The 22,970-nt window shown below is 37.3% G+C and carries 23 protein-coding genes; all 23 read right to left on the bottom strand.

Annotated elements, in window-relative coordinates; all coding sequences use genetic code 11:
• Nucleotides 1–42: 42 nt before the first annotated feature.
• Nucleotides 43–975, bottom strand: coding sequence for a hypothetical protein (locus tag ACFFIX_RS09135; RefSeq protein ID WP_378932835.1), 933 nt, complete (start codon nucleotides 973–975; stop codon nucleotides 43–45).
• A gap of 92 nt (nucleotides 976–1,067) precedes the next feature.
• Complete coding sequence (aroA, locus tag ACFFIX_RS09130) at nucleotides 1,068–2,369, bottom strand: 3-phosphoshikimate 1-carboxyvinyltransferase (RefSeq protein WP_378932832.1); 1,302 nt, start codon at nucleotides 2,367–2,369, stop codon at nucleotides 1,068–1,070.
• 31 nt (nucleotides 2,370–2,400) lie between these two features.
• Complete coding sequence (locus ACFFIX_RS09125) at nucleotides 2,401–3,504, bottom strand: prephenate dehydrogenase (protein WP_378932828.1); 1,104 nt, start codon at nucleotides 3,502–3,504, stop codon at nucleotides 2,401–2,403.
• Nucleotides 3,505–3,585: 81 nt separating this feature from the next.
• Nucleotides 3,586–4,668, bottom strand: coding sequence for a histidinol-phosphate transaminase (hisC, locus tag ACFFIX_RS09120; RefSeq protein ID WP_378932825.1), 1,083 nt, complete (start codon nucleotides 4,666–4,668; stop codon nucleotides 3,586–3,588).
• Nucleotides 4,669–4,687: 19 nt separating this feature from the next.
• Entirely contained in the window at nucleotides 4,688–5,485 is a 798-nt protein-coding gene (gene trpA, locus ACFFIX_RS09115; protein ID WP_378932822.1) for a tryptophan synthase subunit alpha, read from the bottom strand.
• Nucleotides 5,451–6,674 carry a tryptophan synthase subunit beta gene (gene trpB / locus ACFFIX_RS09110; protein WP_378932820.1) on the bottom strand — a complete coding sequence of 408 codons (1,224 nt, stop codon included), beginning with the start codon at nucleotides 6,672–6,674 and terminating at the stop codon, nucleotides 5,451–5,453. Before trpB ends, trpA begins: the two co-directional genes overlap by 35 nt.
• Nucleotides 6,655–7,311, bottom strand: coding sequence for a phosphoribosylanthranilate isomerase (locus tag ACFFIX_RS09105; protein WP_378932817.1), 657 nt, complete (start codon nucleotides 7,309–7,311; stop codon nucleotides 6,655–6,657). The genes trpB and ACFFIX_RS09105 overlap by 20 nt, the downstream gene beginning before the upstream one ends.
• The gene (gene trpC / locus ACFFIX_RS09100; protein WP_378932814.1) at nucleotides 7,304–8,068 is read right to left on the bottom strand and encodes an indole-3-glycerol phosphate synthase TrpC; all 765 of its coding nucleotides are present in this window, start codon (nucleotides 8,066–8,068) and stop codon (nucleotides 7,304–7,306) included. The genes ACFFIX_RS09105 and trpC overlap by 8 nt, the downstream gene beginning before the upstream one ends.
• Nucleotides 8,061–9,080, bottom strand: coding sequence for an anthranilate phosphoribosyltransferase (trpD, locus tag ACFFIX_RS09095; protein ID WP_378933089.1), 1,020 nt, complete (start codon nucleotides 9,078–9,080; stop codon nucleotides 8,061–8,063). The genes trpC and trpD overlap by 8 nt, the downstream gene beginning before the upstream one ends.
• Nucleotides 9,049–10,590 (bottom strand): anthranilate synthase component I, encoded by a 1,542-nt coding sequence (trpE, locus tag ACFFIX_RS09090; RefSeq protein WP_378932811.1) that lies wholly within the window; start codon nucleotides 10,588–10,590, stop codon nucleotides 9,049–9,051. The genes trpD and trpE overlap by 32 nt, the downstream gene beginning before the upstream one ends.
• 336 nt (nucleotides 10,591–10,926) lie before the next feature.
• Complete coding sequence (aroH, locus tag ACFFIX_RS09085) at nucleotides 10,927–11,298, bottom strand: chorismate mutase (RefSeq protein WP_378932808.1); 372 nt, start codon at nucleotides 11,296–11,298, stop codon at nucleotides 10,927–10,929.
• Nucleotides 11,295–12,380, bottom strand: coding sequence for a 3-dehydroquinate synthase (aroB, locus tag ACFFIX_RS09080; protein WP_378932805.1), 1,086 nt, complete (start codon nucleotides 12,378–12,380; stop codon nucleotides 11,295–11,297). Before aroB ends, aroH begins: the two co-directional genes overlap by 4 nt.
• Nucleotides 12,380–13,552: a chorismate synthase gene (gene aroC, locus ACFFIX_RS09075; RefSeq protein ID WP_378932802.1), complete on the bottom strand. Its 1,173-nt coding sequence runs from the start codon at nucleotides 13,550–13,552 to the stop codon at nucleotides 12,380–12,382. The genes aroB and aroC overlap by 1 nt, the downstream gene beginning before the upstream one ends.
• A gap of 14 nt (nucleotides 13,553–13,566) precedes the next feature.
• Nucleotides 13,567–14,400, bottom strand: a complete 834-nt coding sequence (locus ACFFIX_RS09070; RefSeq protein ID WP_378932799.1) for a CheR family methyltransferase — start codon at nucleotides 14,398–14,400, stop codon at nucleotides 13,567–13,569.
• Between the two features lie 500 nt (nucleotides 14,401–14,900).
• Nucleotides 14,901–15,347: a nucleoside-diphosphate kinase gene (ndk, locus tag ACFFIX_RS09065; RefSeq protein WP_378932796.1), complete on the bottom strand. Its 447-nt coding sequence runs from the start codon at nucleotides 15,345–15,347 to the stop codon at nucleotides 14,901–14,903.
• Between the two features lie 109 nt (nucleotides 15,348–15,456).
• Entirely contained in the window at nucleotides 15,457–16,419 is a 963-nt protein-coding gene (gene hepT / locus ACFFIX_RS09060) for a heptaprenyl diphosphate synthase component II (RefSeq protein WP_378932793.1), read from the bottom strand.
• Between the two features lie 119 nt (nucleotides 16,420–16,538).
• Nucleotides 16,539–17,252: a demethylmenaquinone methyltransferase gene (locus ACFFIX_RS09055; protein WP_378932791.1), complete on the bottom strand. Its 714-nt coding sequence runs from the start codon at nucleotides 17,250–17,252 to the stop codon at nucleotides 16,539–16,541.
• A gap of 1 nt (nucleotide 17,253) precedes the next feature.
• The gene (locus ACFFIX_RS09050) at nucleotides 17,254–18,036 is read right to left on the bottom strand and encodes a heptaprenyl diphosphate synthase component 1 (protein ID WP_378932788.1); all 783 of its coding nucleotides are present in this window, start codon (nucleotides 18,034–18,036) and stop codon (nucleotides 17,254–17,256) included.
• Nucleotides 18,037–18,217: 181 nt separating this feature from the next.
• The gene (gene mtrB / locus ACFFIX_RS09045) at nucleotides 18,218–18,442 is read right to left on the bottom strand and encodes a trp RNA-binding attenuation protein MtrB (protein WP_378932785.1); all 225 of its coding nucleotides are present in this window, start codon (nucleotides 18,440–18,442) and stop codon (nucleotides 18,218–18,220) included.
• A gap of 44 nt (nucleotides 18,443–18,486) precedes the next feature.
• Complete coding sequence (folE, locus tag ACFFIX_RS09040; RefSeq protein WP_378932782.1) at nucleotides 18,487–19,050, bottom strand: GTP cyclohydrolase I FolE; 564 nt, start codon at nucleotides 19,048–19,050, stop codon at nucleotides 18,487–18,489.
• A gap of 221 nt (nucleotides 19,051–19,271) precedes the next feature.
• A complete protein-coding gene (gene hbs / locus ACFFIX_RS09035) occupies nucleotides 19,272–19,550 on the bottom strand; it encodes a non-specific DNA-binding protein Hbs (RefSeq protein ID WP_378932779.1) in 279 nt (92 codons plus the stop codon).
• A gap of 976 nt (nucleotides 19,551–20,526) precedes the next feature.
• On the bottom strand, nucleotides 20,527–22,005 hold the full coding sequence (spoIVA, locus tag ACFFIX_RS09030; protein ID WP_378932775.1) for a stage IV sporulation protein A: 1,479 nt from the start codon (nucleotides 22,003–22,005) through the stop codon (nucleotides 20,527–20,529).
• 247 nt (nucleotides 22,006–22,252) lie between these two features.
• Nucleotides 22,253–22,969 carry a YphF family lipoprotein gene (locus tag ACFFIX_RS09025; protein WP_512700166.1) on the bottom strand — a complete coding sequence of 239 codons (717 nt, stop codon included), beginning with the start codon at nucleotides 22,967–22,969 and terminating at the stop codon, nucleotides 22,253–22,255.
• Nucleotide 22,970: the final 1 nt, after the last annotated feature.

Below are 22,970 nucleotides of genomic sequence, written 5' to 3'. Positions count from 1 at the left end.
CCTTTCTTACTTAGAACTCTGTTTTTTTATATTCATTTACTATTAAAATGCTTTGGAATGACTGTCTGGTTCAGAAATAAATCGTCCTGATATTGGTACGAGACATTCATGACCAAATCCTGGTTTAAAATGGAAGGTAGACTGCACTTTTATTAGTTCACCTTTGTGAACTGTAATCATTGGGATATGATTATCATAATCGACAAATGGCTTTTGTTCAACTTTGGAGCATATTTGTTGATAATCGTATACGTTATAATCAACCTGTCCTCCAATGCGAATTTCTCCCTTTTCAGGGTATATCCCAATTTTCATTAATTTTTCTTTTTGAATGGGCTGATGCTCTTTTAAAGTGTCTAATATGGCTGAAATTTTATTACTATTCATTATTTTTTTCCAGATTACATTTTGTTTGCCTTTTCGATAAAGGCTAGCGTCCCGGCCTGACCAAATGGGAGCGAGAGTTACCGGTGTAGAAAACATTGCATCTCGAATCCACCCCCATGCGAGAGTTGATAATTCCAACTCATTATCATACTCGACGAAAATTAATGAGATCTTTTGACGCTTACAGGCTCTAATCAATGATGGGGTTAATGCTTTAAGAGGAATTCTCACACCTAAATAATAATCGATTGAAGAATTAATCATCAATTGCCTTCGTTTTTTAAGTTTACTGCTTAACTCTTTCTCATCATCAACTGGGACTACTGTTATAACGGTTGTGCAGCCTTTGCTCATTAATTTTTCAATCATATAGCCTTTAAATGTTGAAAAATTAAATGAAGAGTTTAAAGAGAAATCAATCATTACAAAACCTGGTGATAGTAAATAAGAACTCATATCCATTTTCATAAATTTAAATCTTTCCATCGAAGGTTGGATAAACTCAATACGATTTTCCTTAATTAACAACGAAGTTTTTTCGAATCCACTTTGCTTTAACACATTGGTACGATCGATAATATATGACATGCTCTCCCCCTCCATAAAAACATTAGGCATAAGACAAGCTATGAAAGAAACGGGGGTATTATGATCTATTACTAAAAAAACGTCTGAAAAAATCAGACGTTTTTTGATAAGGAGTTAAGATCTGAAAAGAAATTTGGGTACGAAACTGAAATTGCTTCTGCATCTTGAAGATCGATCGGTTCTTCCGTTATACATGAGGCAACTCCTAGCATCATTCCGATTCGGTGATCTCCATGACTCGAAACAGCTACTCCACCTTTTAATGGTGTTTTTCCTTTTATGATCATACCATCATCGGTTGGTTCAATAATCGCTCCTAGCTTTTTTAGCTCGGTAACAACTGTGTCAATCCGATTGGTTTCTTTTACTTTTAATTCATGAGCATCTTTAATGATTGTGTCCCCTTCAGCTTGTGTTGCTAATAAGGCGATAACAGGAATTTCATCAATTAATTTTGGAATAAGATCTCCTTCTATTGTTATTCCTTTTAATCTTGAAGTTTCAACTTTGATTTGAGCGATAGGCTCGAATGCATTCCCTGGTTGTTCGTTAATTGAAATGTTTGCACCCATTCTATTTAAAACTTCAATAATCCCTGTTCGCGTTGGGTTCACACCAACTTTATTCAAAGTAATTTGACTATTAGGGACAATCGCGCCTGCTACAAGGAAAAAGGCAGCTGAAGAAATATCACCAGGCACAAAGATTGATGTTCCAACCAATGTTTGACCTCCGCGAATAGACGCAGTGGTTTCATCCTCGTTAACTTCTACACCAAAGGCTCGTAACATTCGTTCCGTGTGATCTCTTGACTTATGAGGCTCTATTACAGTTGTAAGTTCACTATTTGATTGCAATCCTGCTAATAAAATAGCAGATTTCACCTGGGCACTCGCTACAGGTGAGGTATATTCGATTGCTTTCAAATGACCACCGCGTATCGCAAGAGGGGTGAAATTTCCGTCTTCCCTACCTTCGATGTGCGCCCCCATTCTTCTTAGAGGATTGGTCACCCTAGACATTGGTCGTTTTGCAATTGACTCATCACCTATTACACAGGAATGAAAAGGTGTACCTGCTAATATTCCAAGCATAAGTCTAGTAGTTGTACCAGAGTTCCCCACATCTAAAATTTCCTGTGGTTCTTTTAATCCTTGATAGCCCTTCCCATGCACAATTACTTTTTCATCAGTAACCTCTATTTTAACACCCATTTTTTGAAAGCAAGACACCGTACTTAAGCAATCAGCGCCCATTAAGAAATGTTCAATTTCAGTTACACCTTCTGCAATTGATCCAAACATGACTGCACGATGAGAAATGGACTTGTCACCTGGTATATTTAGTTCACCTTTTAACCGATTTACTCTATGTAAAAGCTTGCTTGCGCTCATATTCTACCACCTTTGCAACTGGGATTTTAAATTAAATGATAAATGTTTCATAATTTGAGTATTTACCAATACATTGAATCGCATTTTCTCGGTCCTGCTCCGTCTGAAAACCAAGCCTTAAAACACCATAAATTTCTTCTCTTGTCTCAATGATCCGGATATTTGTTAATGAAATCTCTTCCATTGCCAAATAACCTGTAACTTCGGAAATAACCCCTGGGTAATCAGGAACATCTACGAACAAATCATAAAAAGCCGGGATTGCTCCCTTTTGTTTTTCAGGTAATCCATCACGATAAGATTTTGCATGATTAAAATAGGTAAATAACTCTTCCGCTTCTTCATCGGCCACAAATTGCTTAACTCGATTCATTTCTGAAATCCATTCTTCAAACAGTTGTAATAGTGGCTGTTTATTATGAAGCAATATATCTCTCCACATCGCTGGACTACTTGAAGCAATTCGGGTAATGTCACGAAAGCCACCGGCAGCGAGTCGCTTAACGAGCGGAAATTGTTCTTCATATTTTTCAGCCTGAAACACAAGGCTTGCCGCTACAATATGTGGAAAATGACTAATAACTCCTGTTATTTGATCATGCTCACTAGGTGTCATTTCAATAAAATTTGCTTTTGTACCTTTTAGCACTTGGATGATTGTGTGAACATGCTCTGATGTTGCTAGCTTCGACGCTGTTAGAATATAAAATGCATTCTCAAATAAATGAGATTTCGCAGCCAGAATACCAGATTTATGGGAACCAGCCATCGGGTGTCCACCAACAAAAACAATTGAGTGGTTTAAGTGTTTTTCGGCGTACTCGACAATTTTCCCCTTCGTACTTCCGACATCTGTTACAATAACTCCTTTTTTTAAGCGTACTTCATTTAATTGACTAATAATTTTCAGTGTTTGTTCAACCGGAGTTGAAATGAATATAACATCAATATTTTCTAGATTAGGGAATAGTGTTTGTGATACATCATCAATCGCACCAATCTTTTTAGCCATAGCTGCTTGGTCATGATTTATGTCAAACCCTAGGATGTCTATCGTTGGGTCATTCTGTTTAATTGATAATGCGATGGATCCACCAATTAACCCCAGTCCTATTATGTAGATTTTTTTCACCATTGCTATCATCCTTTTATAGGTGCTCTATATGTAACAGGCTAAAACAAAGAGGTGATTTTTTGGTAAATCACCTCTCTACATTTAATGGATAAACTCTTTTAATCGTTCAATGATCTCTTGATTTTGTTGTTCAGTACCGATTGTGATTCGTAAATGTGTCGGAAACCCTAAGGCATTTCCAGAACGAACGATATACCCTTTTTCTAATAAAGCTTGAAAGACTTCATCGGAGTCACGTTTAAAATCTATTAAAATAAAGTTGGCTTCTGAAGGATAATAGGAAAGTTTACATTCTTCACAAAAGTGATAAAACTGTTGCAATCCTTTTATGTTAAGTTGTAAGCACTTTTCAATAAAATCCTGATCTTCAATCGCAGCGACGGCCGCAGCTTGTGCAAACCGATTTGTATTAAACGGTGCTCGAGCAGGCTCAATATTTTTTATGAATTCAGCGTTACCAATTCCAAATCCCACCCGTAATGATGCAAGCCCATATGCTTTTGAGAAGGTACGTAAAATCATTAAATTAGGATAGTTATTTATAAGTGAAATGGTTTGTGGAAAATCCTCTGCTGTTACGTATTCATAATAAGCTTCATCTACAACTACTAATACACTAGTTGGTACTTTTTCTAAAAATCTTAACAATGAGTTCCTGTCAACATAAGTCCCGGTAGGATTGTTTGGTGAACATACCCAAACGATTTTTGTGTTTTCATCAATTTGATGCAACATTCCTATTAAATCATGATTTCCATTAATTAAAGGAACTTCACGAATTTCAGCACCTTCAATAACAGCATTATGACGATATTGTGAGAAGGTAGGTGTAGCCATAACCGTATTACTTTGATTATTTAGTAAAGCGCGACAAATTATTTGAATAATTTCATCTGACCCGTTTCCAATAATCAATTCATTTTCTGCTACATTTAAATGTTTGGCAAGCTTGTCACGGAGCGTAGCGCTGTATCCATCGGGATAAAGTGCAAGCTGTTCTAGCTCTTGTTGAATGGCAAGCTTTACTAAAGGTGAACTGCCATAAGGATTTTCATTTGAAGCTAGCTTGACGATTTTCGTCAGCTTATATTCTTTTTTTACTTCTTCAATTGGTTTTCCTGGTTGATAGGGTTTTAAGTCTAAAAGTTGATTTTTAATCTGCAAAGAAAAGCACCTCTTTTAATTATGTGTAGGAAAATAATGAAGTTGCATATTCCTTAAATTCTCGAAGTGCGTCCTCACGGGTACTTTCTTCAAGCAAAGGTTTCTGCAATCGTTCAATTTCTCTAATAAGGGCACTGCCAACGACGACGCCGTCACAAATGTTTGTCATTTCTTCAACTTGTTCTCTTGATGATATTCCAAATCCAACAACAACTGGGACGTTGCTGTATGTATTCACTTCATTAATAAACGAAACAATGGATTTGTCAAATTGTTTTCTCACACCTGTGACACCGAGGGAAGAAACACAATAAATAAAACCTTCTGCTTGTTCTGCAATTCTTTGGATTCTTTTTGATGAAGTTGGTGCTACTAGTGAAATATAAGTAACTCCATTCTCCTTACATTTTTTTCGAATTTCTTCACTTTCTTCAAATGGCAAGTCAGGAATAAGGAGTCCATCGATTGTATTTTTACGCACTAAAGCGAAAAAGGAATCTTCTCCTAATTGTAACACAGGATTATAATACGTAAATAGAATAATTGGAATCTTTAATCCTTTTTGCCTCATGAACGGCACAAGCTCCATTGCCTTGATAATGTTCATGCCATTTTGCAGAGCTCGCTTTGACGCTTCTTGAATGACAGGCCCATCCGCCAATGGATCTGAGTACGGAATTCCTAATTCAATTGCCGTAGCTCCTGCTTCTTGGAGTGCTAGTGCTAATTCAATTGTCACATCAGGATGTGGGTCACCCGCTGTAATGAAAGGTACAAATAATTTATTTGTTGATAAGTTCTGGTAATTTGTTTTCATTCGTTGCACCTCCTGCATAATGGCTCATTAACGTATGAACATCTTTATCTCCTCTACCTGACAAACAAACAAGAATGCTTTCATTTTCATTCATCTGTTGTGCATGCTTAAATGTACTGGCTAGTGCATGTGCTGACTCAATTGCTGCTAATATCCCTTCCTCTTTGGCAAGCAATTCTAATGCCTCTAGTGCTTCTTGATCTGTAACACTTTCATACTTAACGCGTCCACTATCCGCTAAATGCGCATGCTCTGGGCCTACACCTGGGTAATCAAGACCCGCTGAGATGGAATATGGCTCTGTGATTTGTCCGAACTCATCTTGCAATAGATAGGTTAACGAGCCATGTATAACTCCTTTTCTTCCTTTTGTAATTGTCGCTGCATGAAGGTTTGTTTCAACACCCATTCCAGCTGCTTCCACGCCAATTAATTGCACATCTTCATCAATAAAAGCAGAAAACATTCCAATGGCATTGCTTCCGCCACCTACACATGCAATTATCTTATCAGGTAAGCTTTGCTCCCTTTCTTGGAACTGCTTTTTTGCCTCGTCACCAATCATTCTTTGAAACTCTCTGACTATATATGGATACGGATGTGGACCTACGACCGATCCAATCATGTAAAAATGGTCTTCACAATGTTGGACCCAATAACGAATTGCTTCATTTGTCGCATCTTTTAACGTTTTATTACCACTTGAGACTGGAATCACTTCTGCTCCAAGAAGCTGCATTCTAAACACGTTTAGTTGCTGTCTTTCTACGTCTTCTTCACCCATAAAAACTTTACATTCCAAACCAAACTTCGCTGCTACCGTCGCAGCTGCAACGCCATGCTGACCTGCTCCGGTTTCTGCAATGATCTTGGACTTTCCGATTCTTTTTGCAAGCAGTGCTTGACCAATTGCATTGTTAATTTTATGTGCTCCTGTATGATTTAAATCTTCTCGCTTAAGATAGATTTTCGCACCGAATTTTTTCGATAAGTTTCCTGCAAACGTAAGGGTTGTCGGTCTTCCAGAAAACTCTTTTAATAAAAACTCGTATTCTTCAATAAAAGAACGATCCTGCTTAGCACTCTTAAATGCTTCTTCAATCTCAGCTAACGGTTGCATGAGTGTTTCTGGAACAAATTTTCCTCCAAAATCGCCAAAGCGTCCGTTTTCATCTGGATATGTGTACATGATTCATCAACCTTTCCTCTAATTGTTGAATTTTGGGTAAGCTTTTGCTATTTTTTTCTTCTATTCCACTCGATAGGTCAATCCCCGTTACTTCATAGCTTAATAGGTGTTGAACATTTTCAGGGGTAATCCCTCCGGCTATGAAGCATTTCTTCTGATATTTCTTCGCCAATTTTAAATAAACAGGTATGTGACTCCAATCAAACGTCACACCGGTCCCGCCTCTTTGCCCTCCAACTCGTGAATCAATCACAAAGCCATCTACAACATTATGAAATTTTTCCATTAGCAAAGTTGTTTTAGGGGTGTGATGCAACGCCTTCCAGATCGGAATGTGAAAGTGTTCTCGAACTGACTTGATCTCTTCAACCGTCTCTTCTCCGTGTAATTGAATGACATCTAGTTTGAGAGCTCCCAACACTTCTTCATTCTCGCTTATCGAAGGATTTACAAAAACCCCAACAAGTTTTTTAGAGTGATCTGCTACATCCTTTAACCAACTGCTAACCTCGGATGGATCAACTTTTCTTCTACTAGGAGCAAAAATAAAACCAAGGTAGGTTGCATTTGCTGATGACGTTAGCTTTAAATCGTTTAGAGAATGAATTCCACAATACTTCAGTTCTGGACTAGACATGGATGTTCTCCCCAAATAGCTCTTCAATCGCTAGTTGTTGATTTTCTTTTCTCATTAAAGACTCACCAACTAAAATGGCATGCGCACCATATTCTCTAACAATCTGTAAATCTTCTACAGTATAAATGCCACTTTCACTTACGAGTAACGTGTTTTCAGGTACAATTTTCCTAAAATCTTTCAGCTGATGAATATTTGTTTCAAACGTACTCAAATTCCGATTATTCACACCTAGGAGTTTAGGAGTAAACTCCCTTAAAACCTTTTCTAAAATAGGTACACTGTGTACTTCCACGAGAGCATCTAATCCTAGTTCTGTAGCATGCTCATAAAGTTCTCTTAACAAGCTCGGTTCCATTGCTTCAGCAATTAGGAGAATCGCATCTGCACCAATTCGTTTTGATTCTTCAATTTGAATGCTATCGATAATAAAGTCTTTTCTCAAAATTGGCAGATTGATCGTTTCTTTTATCAACGTCAGGTATTCCTTTTTTCCTTGAAAGTACGTTTCATCTGTTAATACTGATAAACAGTCGGCTAAACCCTTTTCGTATGCAATTGAAATGTTTTTAGGATTGAAATTCTCCTTTATTACACCTTTCGAAGGGGAGGCCTTTTTTACTTCAGCAATTAATCCAAGGGAACGATTTGGCGTCTTTAGAGCTTCGTAAAAAGACCGTTGCTCTAATCCTTTGTCCTCTGGTAGAATCATTGTTTGTATCTCTTGTCTTTTTGTTTCCAGAATTCGCTTAAGCATAGTTCTCCTCCCTTAATTCTTTTAGATTCATTAATTGCTGATAGACTGTGCCGTTTTCAATCGCTTTTAATGCTAGCAGTGTGCCATCTTTTAATGATTCTGCATGTCCTGCCACATAAAGGGCTGCACCTGCATTTATAGCCACAATATCTTTTGCACTTTGTGGTGCTTTGTTCATAAATATTGCTTTTATTAGGTCTGCACTTTCTGTAGCATTTGCTACTTGGATATCGGCTAAATTCCCTGTTTCTAATCCAATATCTTCAGGACGTACCACGTATTTTTTTAGATTGCCATCTTTCAACTCGACAACATCTGTCTCACCCGTTATCGATAATTCATCCAATCCATCTCTTCCAGTCACGAGCATCACGTGTTTAGATCCTAACTGCGCTAAAGCATATGCCATTTTTTCGGCGTAAACCGTTGAAAAAACACCGATCACCTGTCGCTTCGCATTCGCTGGATTGGATAAGGGACCTAGTAAATTAAAAACGGTGCGAAATCCAATTTCCTTTCTAGGTGTAACAGCATGCTTCATAGAAGAATGAAACAGTGGTGCAAACAAAAAACTCATATGATAATTTGTTAAGCTGTTTTTAGCGTCTTCTCTTGTGGTTTGAATTGAGATTCCAAGCTTTTCGAGAACATCTGCACTTCCACTTTTTGATGAAATTGCACGATTACCATGCTTCGCCACCTTCACTCCAAGTGATGAAACAACTATGGCAGCAGCAGTTGATATATTAAATGTAGAAGCTGCATCTCCACCTGTTCCACATGTATCAACAACCTCATGATCATAGTCAATCGATGTCATGTGAGACTTCATAGATTTAGCAAAACCGACTAACTCCTCAACCGTTTCACCTCTTAAGCGCAGGATGGATACTAGACTGGCAATTTGGCTAGGTGTCGAGTGACCGGTCATAATTTGATTCATTACATATTCTGCTTGTGATTCAGATAATGTTTCTCCTTCAATGCATTTTGCTAGCAGTTCTTTCATGATTTGTCCCCTCCTTCCCAAAAATCTCTTCAGCTATCTGAATGGATTTTAATAGAGCACTTGCTTTATTGCAGGTTTCCTTCCACTCAAGCTCTGGGACAGAGTCAGCAACTATTCCCGCACCAGCCTGCACATAGGCTACATTATTTTTTACGGTGATCGTTCGAATTGTAATGCACGAATCGACATTTCCATCAAAGCCAACGTACGCTACACAGCCTGCATAACACCCGCGTGCTGTCGGTTCTAACTCGTTAATAATTTGCATGGCTCGAATTTTTGGTGCACCTGATACCGTCCCAGCTGGAAATGAAGCGAGTAGAGCATCTATTGGATGGATCGTTTCTTGTAACCTGGCAGTTACCTTTGAAATTAGGTGCATCACATGTGAAAACTTACCAAGTTCCATTAACACCGGAGTTTTGACTGTGCCATATTCAGCTACTCTTCCTAAGTCATTTCTAGCTAAATCAACGAGCATATAATGTTCGGCTTTCTCTTTTTCATCATTTAGTAACTCGGCAGCGAGTGCCTCATCTTCTTCTTCTGATCGACCACGTCTTCTTGTCCCTGCAATTGGGTGAATTTCGAGCGACTTATCTTGTATATGAATTAACCGTTCAGGCGAGCTTCCGACTAGTTCTGTTTCATGATATCGAATGTAGAACATATAAGGTGATGGATTAACAATTCTTAAGATCCGATACAATGAAAAACCATCAGACGTAATTGGGATTTCGAATCGTTGTGAGAGAACTGTTTGAAAAACATCACCCGATCGAATGTACTCTTTAACCTTTTCAACATCCTCTAGAAATTTATCTTTTTGGTAGTTTGATTGAATCGCTTCATAATTAACTTCATGAACGCCGACAATCGGAAGCAACAAAGAATCAGTCTGTTCCTTTTGATTTAACATCGTATAATATTTATTTAGCTTTGCTTCTGCATAATGATAAATGGCTTTGAGGTTTGATTCATGTTCGTTTTCTTTAACTCGTTCATAATGAATAAAATAGAGCTGTTTATCTTCGTGGTCAAAAGCAATAACCGTTTCACAAACAAAAAACAAGCAGTTTTGCTGACCTAAATCAGTATTTGGATGTTTCTCGACCTTTTCTAAAATTGAAACAGTATCATACCCGATAAATCCAACAGCACCGCCAACGAAAGGAATTTGCAAATCAGGTAGTTTAATTGATAAATAAGTTTGCATTTTTCCGAAAATTCCAGTTAAAGAAGTAGACTTAGCAATTACCTGTCTCTGTTCATTTAAAATTAAGTACTCGCCATTTTTTTCTTCAATAAATAAAAAGGGGTTAAGACCGATAAAGGAATATCGAGACCAATTCGACTCCTCGTCCTTGCTTTCAAGTAGATAAACTGCTTCTTCTTTAAAAAGCTGAAAAAGCTCAATCGGTGTAAAGGTATCAACAAAGTATTTTTTTATAATCGGGATGGTTTGATAATGCTTGCTGTCTTCAGCAAACGAGGCAAACGATGAAATGTTCATTAACTCACTCCTCCAATTGAATTGGAGAACGAGCATTTAGGAGGTTAAAACAAGAAGAATTTCAGCATAAAACTCTTTATTTATCTATCTAATCCTAAGAACATACACCTAAATAAGACTAACTTTAGGTAAATCGGATTAAAAAAATAAAACCCAAAAACGAAATAACGTTTTTGGGTAGACTTATGCCGTAAGTAATATAACACCTCAGCTAAACTCACTCATTCTCAGCTACCCTAGACTCAACTAAACTCTAACTTTAATTCTAACTAAATTCTTGTCTACAATCGTAATATAGATTGGCTTTTCTTGTCAAGGAACATCTTGACCCAATTTTCACTTCTGGTTGATAGATAAATCTGGACGGAGCTGAACCGCGTTTTCTAAATAAACATGATGAATCTCTTTTTGTTCTCTTTCAGTATTAACAGTCATTAATACACGAATGCACTTTTCTAAGCTATCTGGTACCGGGATTTCTTGCATACACATAATAGGTACATAATTCCATCCATCAATCTTACGTAAGGCTTTTGCAGGGAACTCGCTCTTAATATCCTGTGTAACAGAAATAAGAATTGACGTGACAGCTTCAGCGTTCACCTGATTTTTTGTGATCATTTCACGCAAAAGTTTTTCTGTTTCTTGGAGAATGGGTGCTCCATCGTCCTCATGAACTGTCGTAGCTCCTCTAATACCACGAATCATTTTGCAGGCCCCCCTCTCCATTTTTCGATAAGTGAATACATTTGTTCCTTTGTAAAAACTTCCGAGGTAGTATTCGCAATGTTTTTTAAGAGAATCATCTGGATTTGATTAGCATGAGATTTTTTGTCTTTTTGCATTCTTTTCACAAGAGCATCTGTGGAAAGTGTAGGTGGAATGTCTGTTGGAAAGCCTAATTTTGAAAACCATTGCTGAAGAACTTCGTAAGGGACATTAGCCTTCAGATGTTTTTGACTTAGCCACGTAGCAAAAAGCATACCTATCGCAACACTGTCTCCATGTGAGAGCTTTCCGTACCCAGACTCTGCTTCAATTGCATGACCCAATGTGTGTCCAAAATTTAAAATAGCGCGAATTCCAAGTTCTTTTTCATCCGTCGATACCACGTCGGCTTTAATTCTTATCCCTTTAAGAACCATAAGTTGTAGCTGATCTTCATTTAGGTTCTCGAGTGCTTGAATTTCATTTATTAAAATGTGCAAAAATTCTTCGTCTTTAATAAGTGCATGCTTAACCACTTCAGCAAAACCGGATCGTAACTCATTCGCAGGAAGAGTAGATAACAGACTTATATCGTAGACAACCCCTTTTGGTTGAAAAAAGGCTCCAATCATATTCTTTCCTTCAGGATGGTTAATTGCAACCTTCCCTCCGACTGCACTGTCATGTGCTAACAAAGTCGTTGGAACCTGGATATAGTCGATCCCTCTCATATAGGTTGCAGCAACAAAGCCGGCTAAATCACCTACAACCCCACCACCAAAGGCTACAATTACAGATTTACGATCTAATTGATGCCCGAGTGCAAAGGTTTGAACTTCATAAAACGTTTCAAATGACTTGGCAGCCTCACCGCTTTGTATTACATATTTATGAGTAACAAAGCTCTCACCAAGCAAATTCACAAGCGAATCTCCATAAAGTTCATTAACATTTGTATCTGTAATAACCAATACATTTGAAGGTGATATTTCTTTGAGTAATACCTGTAATTGGTGTAAATTATTCTTCCCAACAAAAACTGTGTATGGATCAGTGCTTGTTTTAATAAACACTTGCTCCATTAAAACTCCCTCGTGTAAGCTCTCATTTTTTCTACATTTTCTTTAATTAAGTCCATTCTATCTACACCAAACTGCTCAACAAGTGCGTTAGCTATTTCCCAAGCTACCACACTTTCTGCAACAATACTTGCAGCAGGAACAGCGCAGCTATCAGAGCGTTCAATACTTGCAGAAAATGGTTCCTTTGTTTCAATATCAACACTTTGAAGTGGTTTATATAAGGTAGGGATCGGCTTCATTACTCCTCGAATGATCAGTGGCATACCAGTCGTCATACCACCTTCAAACCCACCTAGTCGATTCGTTTTTCTTGTATAACCTTGCTCTTTAGACCAAAGAATTTCATCATGCACTTCACTTCCAAGCTTGCGACCGGCTTCAAAGCCAATTCCAAACTCTACACCCTTAAAAGCATTAATGCTAACAATCGCAGCAGCTATTTTGCTATCTAGCTTGCGATCATAATGAACATAACTACCAACACCTGCTGGCATACCCTCAACAACAACTTCAACAATTCCTCCGATTGAATCACCGTTTTCCTTTGCTGAATCAATTGCTTCGATCATTTTCATTTCTACACATTTGTCAAAACAACGCACCGGTGATGCCTCAGAAACTTGTAGTAAATGATCAATGTCGTTGTAGTTCGTATTCTCTGAACGTATCCCACCAATTTCAATAACGTGCCCAACTACCTTAATACCTAACTCAGAGAGTAAACTCTTCGCAACAGCGCCTACAGCAACTCGAACAGTCGTTTCCCTAGCAGAAGATCGCTCCAACACATTTCTCATGTCGCGGTGACCGTATTTAATTGCGCCATTTAAGTCCGCGTGCCCTGGTCTAGGTCTTGAAATTTGTCGTTTAACCTCTTGCTCATCTTCAAGAGAGATTTCTTCTGCGCCCATTATTTTAGTCCAGTGCTTCCAATCTCTATTTTCAACAACAAGGGAGATTGGCGACCCTAATGATTTCCCGTGTCTAACACCACCGAGGATTTGAACCTGATCTTTCTCTATTTGCATTCTTCTGCCACGGCCATAGCCTTTTTGTCTTCTGCCCAAATCGTTATTGATCGTTTCAGCTGTAATCGGTAACCCAGACGGAACTCCCTCAATAATTGCAGTTAATTGAGGACCGTGAGACTCTCCTGCTGTTAAATACCTCATTCCACTCTCCCCCTTCAACGCACTAACGCTTTTATGTAATATATCACACTATTATAACAATGAGTAGCAGCTTTACTTCTTTTCATAAAAAAAGTGTCAAGTGAAGAAAAATTAAAGCGTACGGCATTGAAAATTTGTTCGGTACTTCCTACAAAGAATACGCCTTCTTTTCTTAGAGCATCACTAAATTTGGTATAGAGTATTTCTTTTGCATCTTCTGTAAAATAAATCAGCACATTGCGACAGACAATTAAGTCATAGTTAGTTTCAAATGGCTCGGCTAATAAATTGTGTTTTTTAAATTGAACAGATTTTATAATATCACGGCTAATATGATAGAATGTACCCTCTTTCGTAAAATACTTCTCCTTTATATCCTTGGGTACTTCTTGAAGAGAGCGCTCTGGATACATCCCCAGTTTAGCTCTAGCAATCACATTATCGTCTATGTCCGTTGCATGAATTTGAAACGTTGAAAGTGGAGCAAATTTAGACAAAATCATCGCTAATGTATAGGGTTCTTCACCAGTAGAACAAGCAGCACTCCATATTTTCAAGCGTTTATTTTTCTCGAGCAACTTGGGCAGAATAGTCTCTTCTAGTATTTTCCACCTTTTCCCGTTTCGATAAAATTCAGAAACGTTTATCGTCATTCGATCTAAAAACTCATAAAACAATTCTGGTTGATTGTTTAAACCTTGAAAGAACTCTTGAAAGTTCTCAAAGCCTCGTTTCTCATACAAAGAAGTTAGCCTTCTTTTCATTTGGGCTTCCTTATACTGTGACAAATCAATGCCTGTTTTTTTCTTTATTTTCTTTATAAATAGTTCATAATCCCCATCCAACATACTCAACTCTCCCAATTCAATTCCAACAACAATATTATTTAGTATAGCTCAAAAATAGTTAGAATTGCTCAACTTTTTATAAAATAGATTGGGAAAAGTATTTAAATGTTTTCTTAACTACACTATAAAATAAAAAGTGTCCAAAACCACTCGGAATTAGCACTCTTGACTTTCAGAACTAGTTCTTATGTAGACCCAAATGATTTTTGCTCATTCCGAGTAAAACGACCGTTTCACTCGCCTGTTCATCATAGCTGACAGGTAGTCTAATTCAAAAAAGCCAAAAAAGACTTTTTTGGCTTTTTTTGAATTAGACAGAATGAACAAAATCGAACACTGAACTAAAAAATAATAGATCACAAGCTTTCAACTATTCTAAAGCACAACGGTCTTGACACACAAAAAACCACTCCAGAAAAACTAAGCAAAAGCACCCCCACTAAACTCCTATAGTCCCAACTTTTTGCCACAAGCAAAAAAACTAGCACTAGGCTAGTTTTTTAGTAAATCCAATTATTGATAAGTTTCTCGTAAGTAACTAGTTCTTCCTCTTTGAAAAACAGCCCGATCTCTCTTTCTGCGCTTTCAAGTGAATCTGAACCATGAATAATATTTTTTCCTACAGTTACACCAAAGTCTCCACGAATTGTTCCTGGAAGTGCTTCTTTAGGGTTCGTTTTACCCATCATTTGGCGGGTTACTTCAATAACATTTTCACCTTGCCATACCATTGCAAATACTGGACCTGATGTGATGAAATCTACTAATTCTCCGAAGAAAGGTCTTTCTTTATGTTCTCCGTAATGTTGCTTGGCAAGATCGGTTGAAATTGACATTAATTTTGAACCAACCAATTGTAAGCCCTTACTTTCGAATTTAGAAACAATTTCCCCAATCAATTGACGTTGAACTCCATCAGGCTTTACCATTAAAAACGTTTTTTCCATATTATTTCTCCACCCCACTGAATTATGTATGGGTTTTCATTCCCATCGAAATCTTATCATTATTTTGACTTTTTAGCAATCATTGGGATGGAGAAAAACATTATTATTTCTAAAATTTTCTTTTACCAATATACTTCGTCACACTGTACAACGTAGATCTTGATCGCCCACTTGGCAACTCTTCTAAAATGCTGAATGCTTTTTGTAAATATTGATCACTTACTTTTATAGATTTTTCAATGACATCACTTTGAAGAATTCGCTCAATAAGAGGATTTATTTCTTCAAAGGTTGTATCACTTGAAATTTTCTCCAACTCAATTCTAAACATAGGGTCCTCTAGTGCAAATAATACAGGAAGTGTGATATTTCCTTGTAGCAAATCACTACCTACTGGTTTACCTAGCTCTTCTTCTGTTGCTGTAAAATCTAGAATGTCGTCTGTGATTTGAAAAGACATTCCAACAAAATATCCATACCAATAGAGCTTTCGATGAATTTGTTCTGGTGCACCTGCTGCAATTGCTCCTAATTGACAACTGGCAGCAATCAATATAGCCGTCTTACGTTTAATTCTTTTCAAATAGGTTCGTAAAGATTGATCAACATGATATTTATCTTTAATTTGTTCAATTTCTCCTAAACAAACATCCACAATTGTTTTCGATAGAAGCCTGTGAGCCAAAGGATTCTCAATCTTTGTCATTGCCTCTAAAGAACAAGCGAGTAAGTAATCACCTGTATACATTGCAATACGGTTGTCCCATTTCGCTTTAATAGTAGGTTTCCCTCTTCGCAAGTCAGCATCATCGATTACATCATCGTGCACAAGAGAAGCCATATGAATCATTTCAAGTGATACAGCAACATGTTTAATCCTTTGAATATCATAGGTTCCAAACATTGCAGATAACAAAACAAAAACAGGACGAATACGCTTTCCGCCCGCCTGGAGAAGATGAAGTCCTGCATCACTAAGCATGGAATAATCGGACATCACAGTTTTTTCGAGTTCTTGTTCGATTAAGTCAAGATCATTTTTTAAAAAAGTATACAACGTTTTAAATTTCATCCGATTCACCTTAATACTTATGTTATCGTTTAATTTACAAGATCCAAGACCTTGAATTTATGTACATAAGCTCCCTCGTTTTAAGTTACACACCAGCAAGGGAGACACCATCAACTAAGTTAATTCCCTTCAGGTTTAACACCTAAATGCATGGCCGCCACTCCACCAGTAAAAGGCTTTACCTCAACACTCACAAACCCGGCATCTTCAAACATTTGAGCTAGCTGTTTCATTCCCGGGAAGTCTCGTGCAGACTCTTGTAACCATGAATATTCTTGATAACTTTTCGCAAAAACCTTCCCGAAAACAGGCATAACATAACGAAAATACATAAAATAAAACTGTTTAAAAACAGGTAGAGTTGGTTGAGAGGTTTCAAGACAAACAACTTTGCCTCCAGGTTTAACAACTCTGTTCATTTCCTTCAAGACTTGTATATAGTCTGGCACATTTCTTAATCCAAATCCAATTGTAACAAAATCAAATGAATTGTCTTCAAAAGGAAGCTTCATTGCATTACCATGAATAAGCTCAATATTAGCTAAGCCAAGTGATTTAACTTTTTCCTGTCCAATCGATAACATGTTTTGGCTGAAGTCTAGCCCGATTGCCTTGCCCCCAGAACCAACAGCTTCTGATAATGCTATCGTCCAATCAGCTGTTCCGCAACATACGTCTAAAGCAGCTTGCCCAGGTTGCACATTCATCCGACGCATTGTTTCTTTACGCCATGCAATATGTCTTTGAAAGCTAATAACTGAATTCATCTTGTCATAGTTTTTAGAAATCTTCTCAAAAACTCCATGAACTCTTTCTTCCTTGGATTGCTGCATTTTATAAACCCTCTTCCACTGTTTTATTATACTGTATATTTTCGTTAAAACGGATGGAATGCAACCTCTTTAGTAAAAAGTTTTTCATCGGTGGAGATTTAAAAAAACTGTTTTCTATTAATGAGACCGTTTCTTCAAAGTATTTGTTTGCAACGTCCTTTACATAGGTAGTTGCTAAAACAATCGAACCCTTATGAGACTTAGTAGCTAAATTAGTTTCATCACGTACCGTTTCATTAGATAAACGTTTAAACGATAGAAATTTAGTAGCTAGCTTTCTCCAAGAATCTACTTCCATGTGCTCCGAGACTTTCTGAAATAGAGCTGTCTCTATAATTAGCATGCTTTCAAGGGATATTTTGGAGTGAAATTCGGGATCATTATACAAACGAATTTTATGTTCATTAATTTCTTTTATTGCCATAGCTAATGTTCGAACCATCTTAATGTCTTTCATTTCTGATAACAATGAATAATAAAGGCCACTATAATAGTCCCCTGCTAAAACGGTTAGCTGTCTTTGTACAAATTGATCTTGATTAAGATGTGCAGATGTTGTAACCTCATCATGGGTATCAAGGGCGACTTGAACAAGCATAGCCGTCAATATGTAATTCTCCTTCATTTCATTCGAAAGATTTACTTCGTCAAAAATTGCGTAAAAGAGCAATAACTTATCTTCATCGATTTTTGGCACTGGTAAATGCTTAGCCAAAAAAGGGTGTGTAAGCTTCTTTTCTAATGCTGTTCTCAGTTTAGCTAAATTAACATAGATGTCCTGCAAAAGTATCACCCTTGTCCCCATTTTCACAATATTCTATATGTATATGTGTTTTCGATAAGCTAGCAATGATAAATGATAAATAATAAAAAAAAAAACGATAGATACAATTATATCATATCATTATGTATACGTTAATACATGCAAAATGGTTTAAAACGCAAATAAAAGCAGGGGTCCCTGCTTACTTACGAGAATCACTTTCAACCTCACCAAAACTTGACTGTATTAGTGCTTTACCACGGATTTTAATAGCCGATGTATGTTCTGTAAATTGAGCAATCATAACTTCGCCTTTATCAAGTTTTTCTGAATGATGAAAACGGGTATCCGTGCCACGCGTTAGCCCGATTACATTAACACCATCCTCAATTGCTTTAATAACAACAAAATCATTTTTTGGATTCATAGAATTCACCTACTCTTTATACATAATAGTAAAATGTTAGTAACTTATTTTATCAGGGATAAAACTTCCGAGCGTGCGGCCTTGTCACTTCTGAAAACACCTCTAACAGCAGATGTGACCGTTTGTGAGCCAGGCTTTTTTATACCTCTCATGGTCATACACATATGTTCAGCCTCTAAAACGACCATTACTCCGTGTGGATCTAATGACTCATTTACACTGTCGGCAATTGTTGAAGTAATTCTCTCTTGAAGCTGCGGTCTTTTTGCAACTGCTTCAACTGCGCGAGCTAATTTACTTAAACCTGTTACTTTTCCACCTTTAGGAATATAAGCTACATGTGCTTTTCCATAAAACGGGACTAAATGATGCTCACACATTGAATAAAACGGGATATCTTTAACAAGTACAAGCTCTTCATGATCTTCGCCAAAAACGGTTTTAAAATGTTCACTAGGATCTTCGTTTAAACCTGAGAAAACTTCTCCATACATTTTCGCAACACGCTTTGGAGTATCTAAGAGCCCTTCACGATTTGGATCTTCGCCAATCGCTTCAAGTATAAGTCTTACCGCTTCTTCAATTTGCTTAAAGTTCACTTGACCCATTTTCGTGTCCTCCTGATCTGAACGTTCATTTGATTCAGATTCTAGCATAACTTCACAGAAAAAAAGCAAAATAAAGGGTGTTATTGAATAGAGGAATGAAACATTGCAGCCTTCAGGAAATGATTCAGTTAGTAGTCAAATGAAAAGCCCCTTTAAAAGGGGCTATCTGTGAAGAAATAGTTGTGTATGTAATCAGATTTTCATACACGATTAAAAGCACATTATTTGCCTGCTACAGCGTCTTTAAGAGCTTTACCTGGTTTGAATGCAGGCACTTTGCTAGCTGAGATTTCGATTTCTTCTCCAGTTTGTGGGTTACGACCTTTACGAGCCGCACGCTCACGTACTTCGAAGTTACCAAAACCAATCAGTTGTACTTTATCACCGTTTTTAAGTGCATCTAAAAGTGTATCGAAAACAGCATCAACAGCTTTCGTTGCGTCTTTTTTTGATAATTCACTTGCTTCTGCTACTGCGTTAATTAGTTCTGTTTTATTCATGCCTTTCACCTCCTCCCAAAATGGGATGCTTATCAGCATTTTTTTAGTATGATAGTTATAGTTCACTAGGGGAAGAAGAAGATATCCTTAATTCACGAAACTATCACCTTTACTTCGTATTTCATTTCTTCACAGATTGTATCATTTCTATACATGATGGATCTACCTATCAACACGATTATCTTAAACGATATTTCTACACTTTTCAATGATTTTCCTCATGAAAATTGGTTTTTTAGGTATAATCGACCAACTAAAGAAAAGAAATACTGTTAGTAGATTAACATAACTAGTATAGGTAATCAAGTGACATTATTGTAATAAACTCAATAATATCAAGTGATTCCGACCTTTTTAAGAACGTATGTACCTGAAATTAGGGAAGTGAATCATTTTTTAGAGATGTTATCTTAAAATAAGTTTACTTTCCTCATAACTTTAATATAAAGGAAAAACACTGTAAAGAATAATTTTTCCAATATAACCTATTAACCAAACTAAATAAACCGACAACCTTTTATTAAGCATGGCAGTTCTTTTCTTCATACCATCCTTTTAAGAACAAAAGCGCAAGCGCCTTGGTCAGCCCCGACAAGCAAAAGGCGATTCTAAATAGAAGGCGTTCTTTGGCTTCAATTTAGAATTGACTTATGACCTCGAGGGGCTAGGCGCTGGAGCTGGATTCAGAAACGCAGACTTAGTATCAAATTTTATACTTTCTTATATGTTAAGAAAAGCGCAAGGCGCCCGCTTATCGGCGACAAGCATAAGACGAGCCGGCTGAAGGTTGTTCTTTAACCTTCTGGACGGCTTGACTTATGACCTCGAGGCAGTCAAAAACGCGACGTCAATCGCCATGACTGCACTAGCACGTCCTGTGCGTCGGGGCTAGGCGCTGGAGCTGGATGCAGAAATGTTATCCACAGTTTGAATTTCCTAAACGAAAAAAAAGACCCCTTTTTAAGAGGTCTTAGTCCTACAGGATGATCGCGATTAAGCCACCAGAGCCTTCGTTAATTATTCTTTCTAGGGTTTCTTTAAGTTTATATCTTGCATTTTCAGGCATTAGTGAAAGCTTAGCTTGAATTCCTTCACGAACAATCGAGCTTAAGCTGCGACCAAAAATATCGGAATTCCAAATGGACAAGGGATTATCTTCAAAGTCCTGCATTAAGTATCGAACTAACTCTTCAGATTGCTTTTCAGTTCCAATGATTGGAGCAAATTCTGATTCTACATCTACTTTAATCATATGAATAGATGGTGCTACTGCTTTTAGACGAACACCAAATCTTGATCCTTGTCGGATAATTTCTGGTTCATCTAAACTCATGTCGGCAAGGGCCGGTGCTGCAATGCCGTATCCTGTTTGTTTCACCATTTTTAGTGCGTCAGCTACTTGATCATATTCTGCTTTCGCATAAGCAAAATCCTGCATCAGTTGTAGTAAATGGTCTTTTCCGCGAATTTCTACACCAACGACTTCTTTAAGAATTTGATCATAAAGATCATCTGGTGCATAGAGATCAATCTCAGCGATTCCTTGCCCCATTTCAATTCCAGCCAGACTAGCGCGATTAATGAAATCATATTCACTAAACTGACCCACTACACGATCAACATCACGTAGTCTCTTGATATCCTTCACAGTATCTTTTACTGCCTCTTGATAGCTTTCACGTAGCCAGTGGTTTTCACGAAGCACCATTACCCAGCTAGGTAGGTTTACATTCACTTCTAAAACTGGGAATTCATAAAGGGATTCTCTTAGAACATTCATAACGTCTGACTCTCTCATACTTTCAACACTCATTGCTAATACGGGGATATCATACTTCTTATTTAACTGTTGACGAAGCTTTTCTGTATCAGGGTGATGAGGCTGAACCGTGTTAATAATCATAATGAAAGGCTTGCCGACTTCTTTTAATTCTTCGATGACTCTTTCTTCTGCTTCTACGTAGTCTCTTCTTGGTATTTCACCAATTGATCCATCTGTTGTAATCACACATCCGATTGTTGAATGTTCTTGAATAACCTTGCGTGTACCAATTTCTGCCGCTTCATGGAACGGTATTGGCTCTTCATACCAAGGAGTGTTAATCATACGAGGACCATTTTCATCCTCATATCCTTTTGCACCAGGAACAGTGTAACCTACGCAGTCTACTAATCTAATATTAACTTCAAGGCCCTCATCAACGTGAATAGAAACCGCTTGATTCGGAACAAACTTCGGCTCAGTCGTCATGATTGTTCTTCCAGCAGCACTTTGCGGAAGCTCATCCTGGGCGCGAGCTTTGTCTGATTCGTTGTCAATGTTAGGTAGTACGACTAACTCCATAAATTTCTTTATAAAGGTAGATTTCCCTGTTCTTACTGCACCAACTACACCAAGGTATATATCGCCACCCGTTCGTTCAGCGATATCCTTGAAAATATCTACTTTTTCCAAGTGATCCCCTCCCGATCATACAATATTGGGATAAATCTTATCCGTCTTCTTAATAGGACATTATAAGTTTATGATGTTGTCCTAATTATTTATGACTAGGGTGATAAAATTTTTTCCATTATCGCTGATTTCTTTGTTATTTAGGTCTCTATTAGCGAAAAAAGAAAACCCTTCTTTTAGAGTTTATTCTCCAAAGAAGGGTTCATGACATAAATATAAAAAATAGTTGGATTTAGATATAAAGTAATCAAGATTGTTCGTTCAGAAATACAGGTTCATTTTTATCATCGATCGTATATGGCACAGAATACGCAGGGACAAAATATGTATCTTCAATCAATAGATTTCGAATATCATCGCCAGTTTTAAAGGAATGCTCCTTTGTTTGTAAGGCCTTGTATAAATCTATTCGATAATCTACATAAATCTCACCATTTTTATCAATAACAAATGGCAGATACTCACCTGAATATGGACTTTCAACACTTGGCGCTTCTTTATAGCCAAGCTTTTTATAATCTAGTGTATAAAGTTCATTTGTTAATACATCTTTAAATGGTGGATACCCATTTGATTGACGATACACATTTAAGCGCATATTTAAGTCTCTAATTTTTTCTGAAATTCTTAAGTCAATGAGTTTTACAGTGGGATTTTCTTCTACATCCACTAATACATAGAGATAGATTCCACCATTTTCATATGAAGTACCTGGTGGTTCAGCCATAAACCTTGGTGCTAATTTGTTAAAATCAATTGGGTATTTTTGATAAAGTGAGGTTGACATGTCTCTTGTCTTAATAGGTAACAGCCCACCTGTTTCTTTCTGAAATTGTTCTACAGCATTTTGAACAGATACAATTTGATCATCGTAGGGGACTGCATTCTGCCCTAAACGCTCATCTGGATATAAACAGCCTGTTAGTATCATACAGAATAACATAAGTGGTACAAGCTTAATTATT

It is taken from the genome of Metabacillus herbersteinensis (genome assembly GCF_042433335.1).
In the GTDB taxonomy this organism is placed as follows: Bacteria; Bacillota; Bacilli; order Bacillales; family Bacillaceae; genus Metabacillus; species Metabacillus herbersteinensis.
The sequence above is the reverse complement of the archived record's forward strand: the minus strand, read 5'-3'. Positions and strand labels throughout refer to the sequence as shown.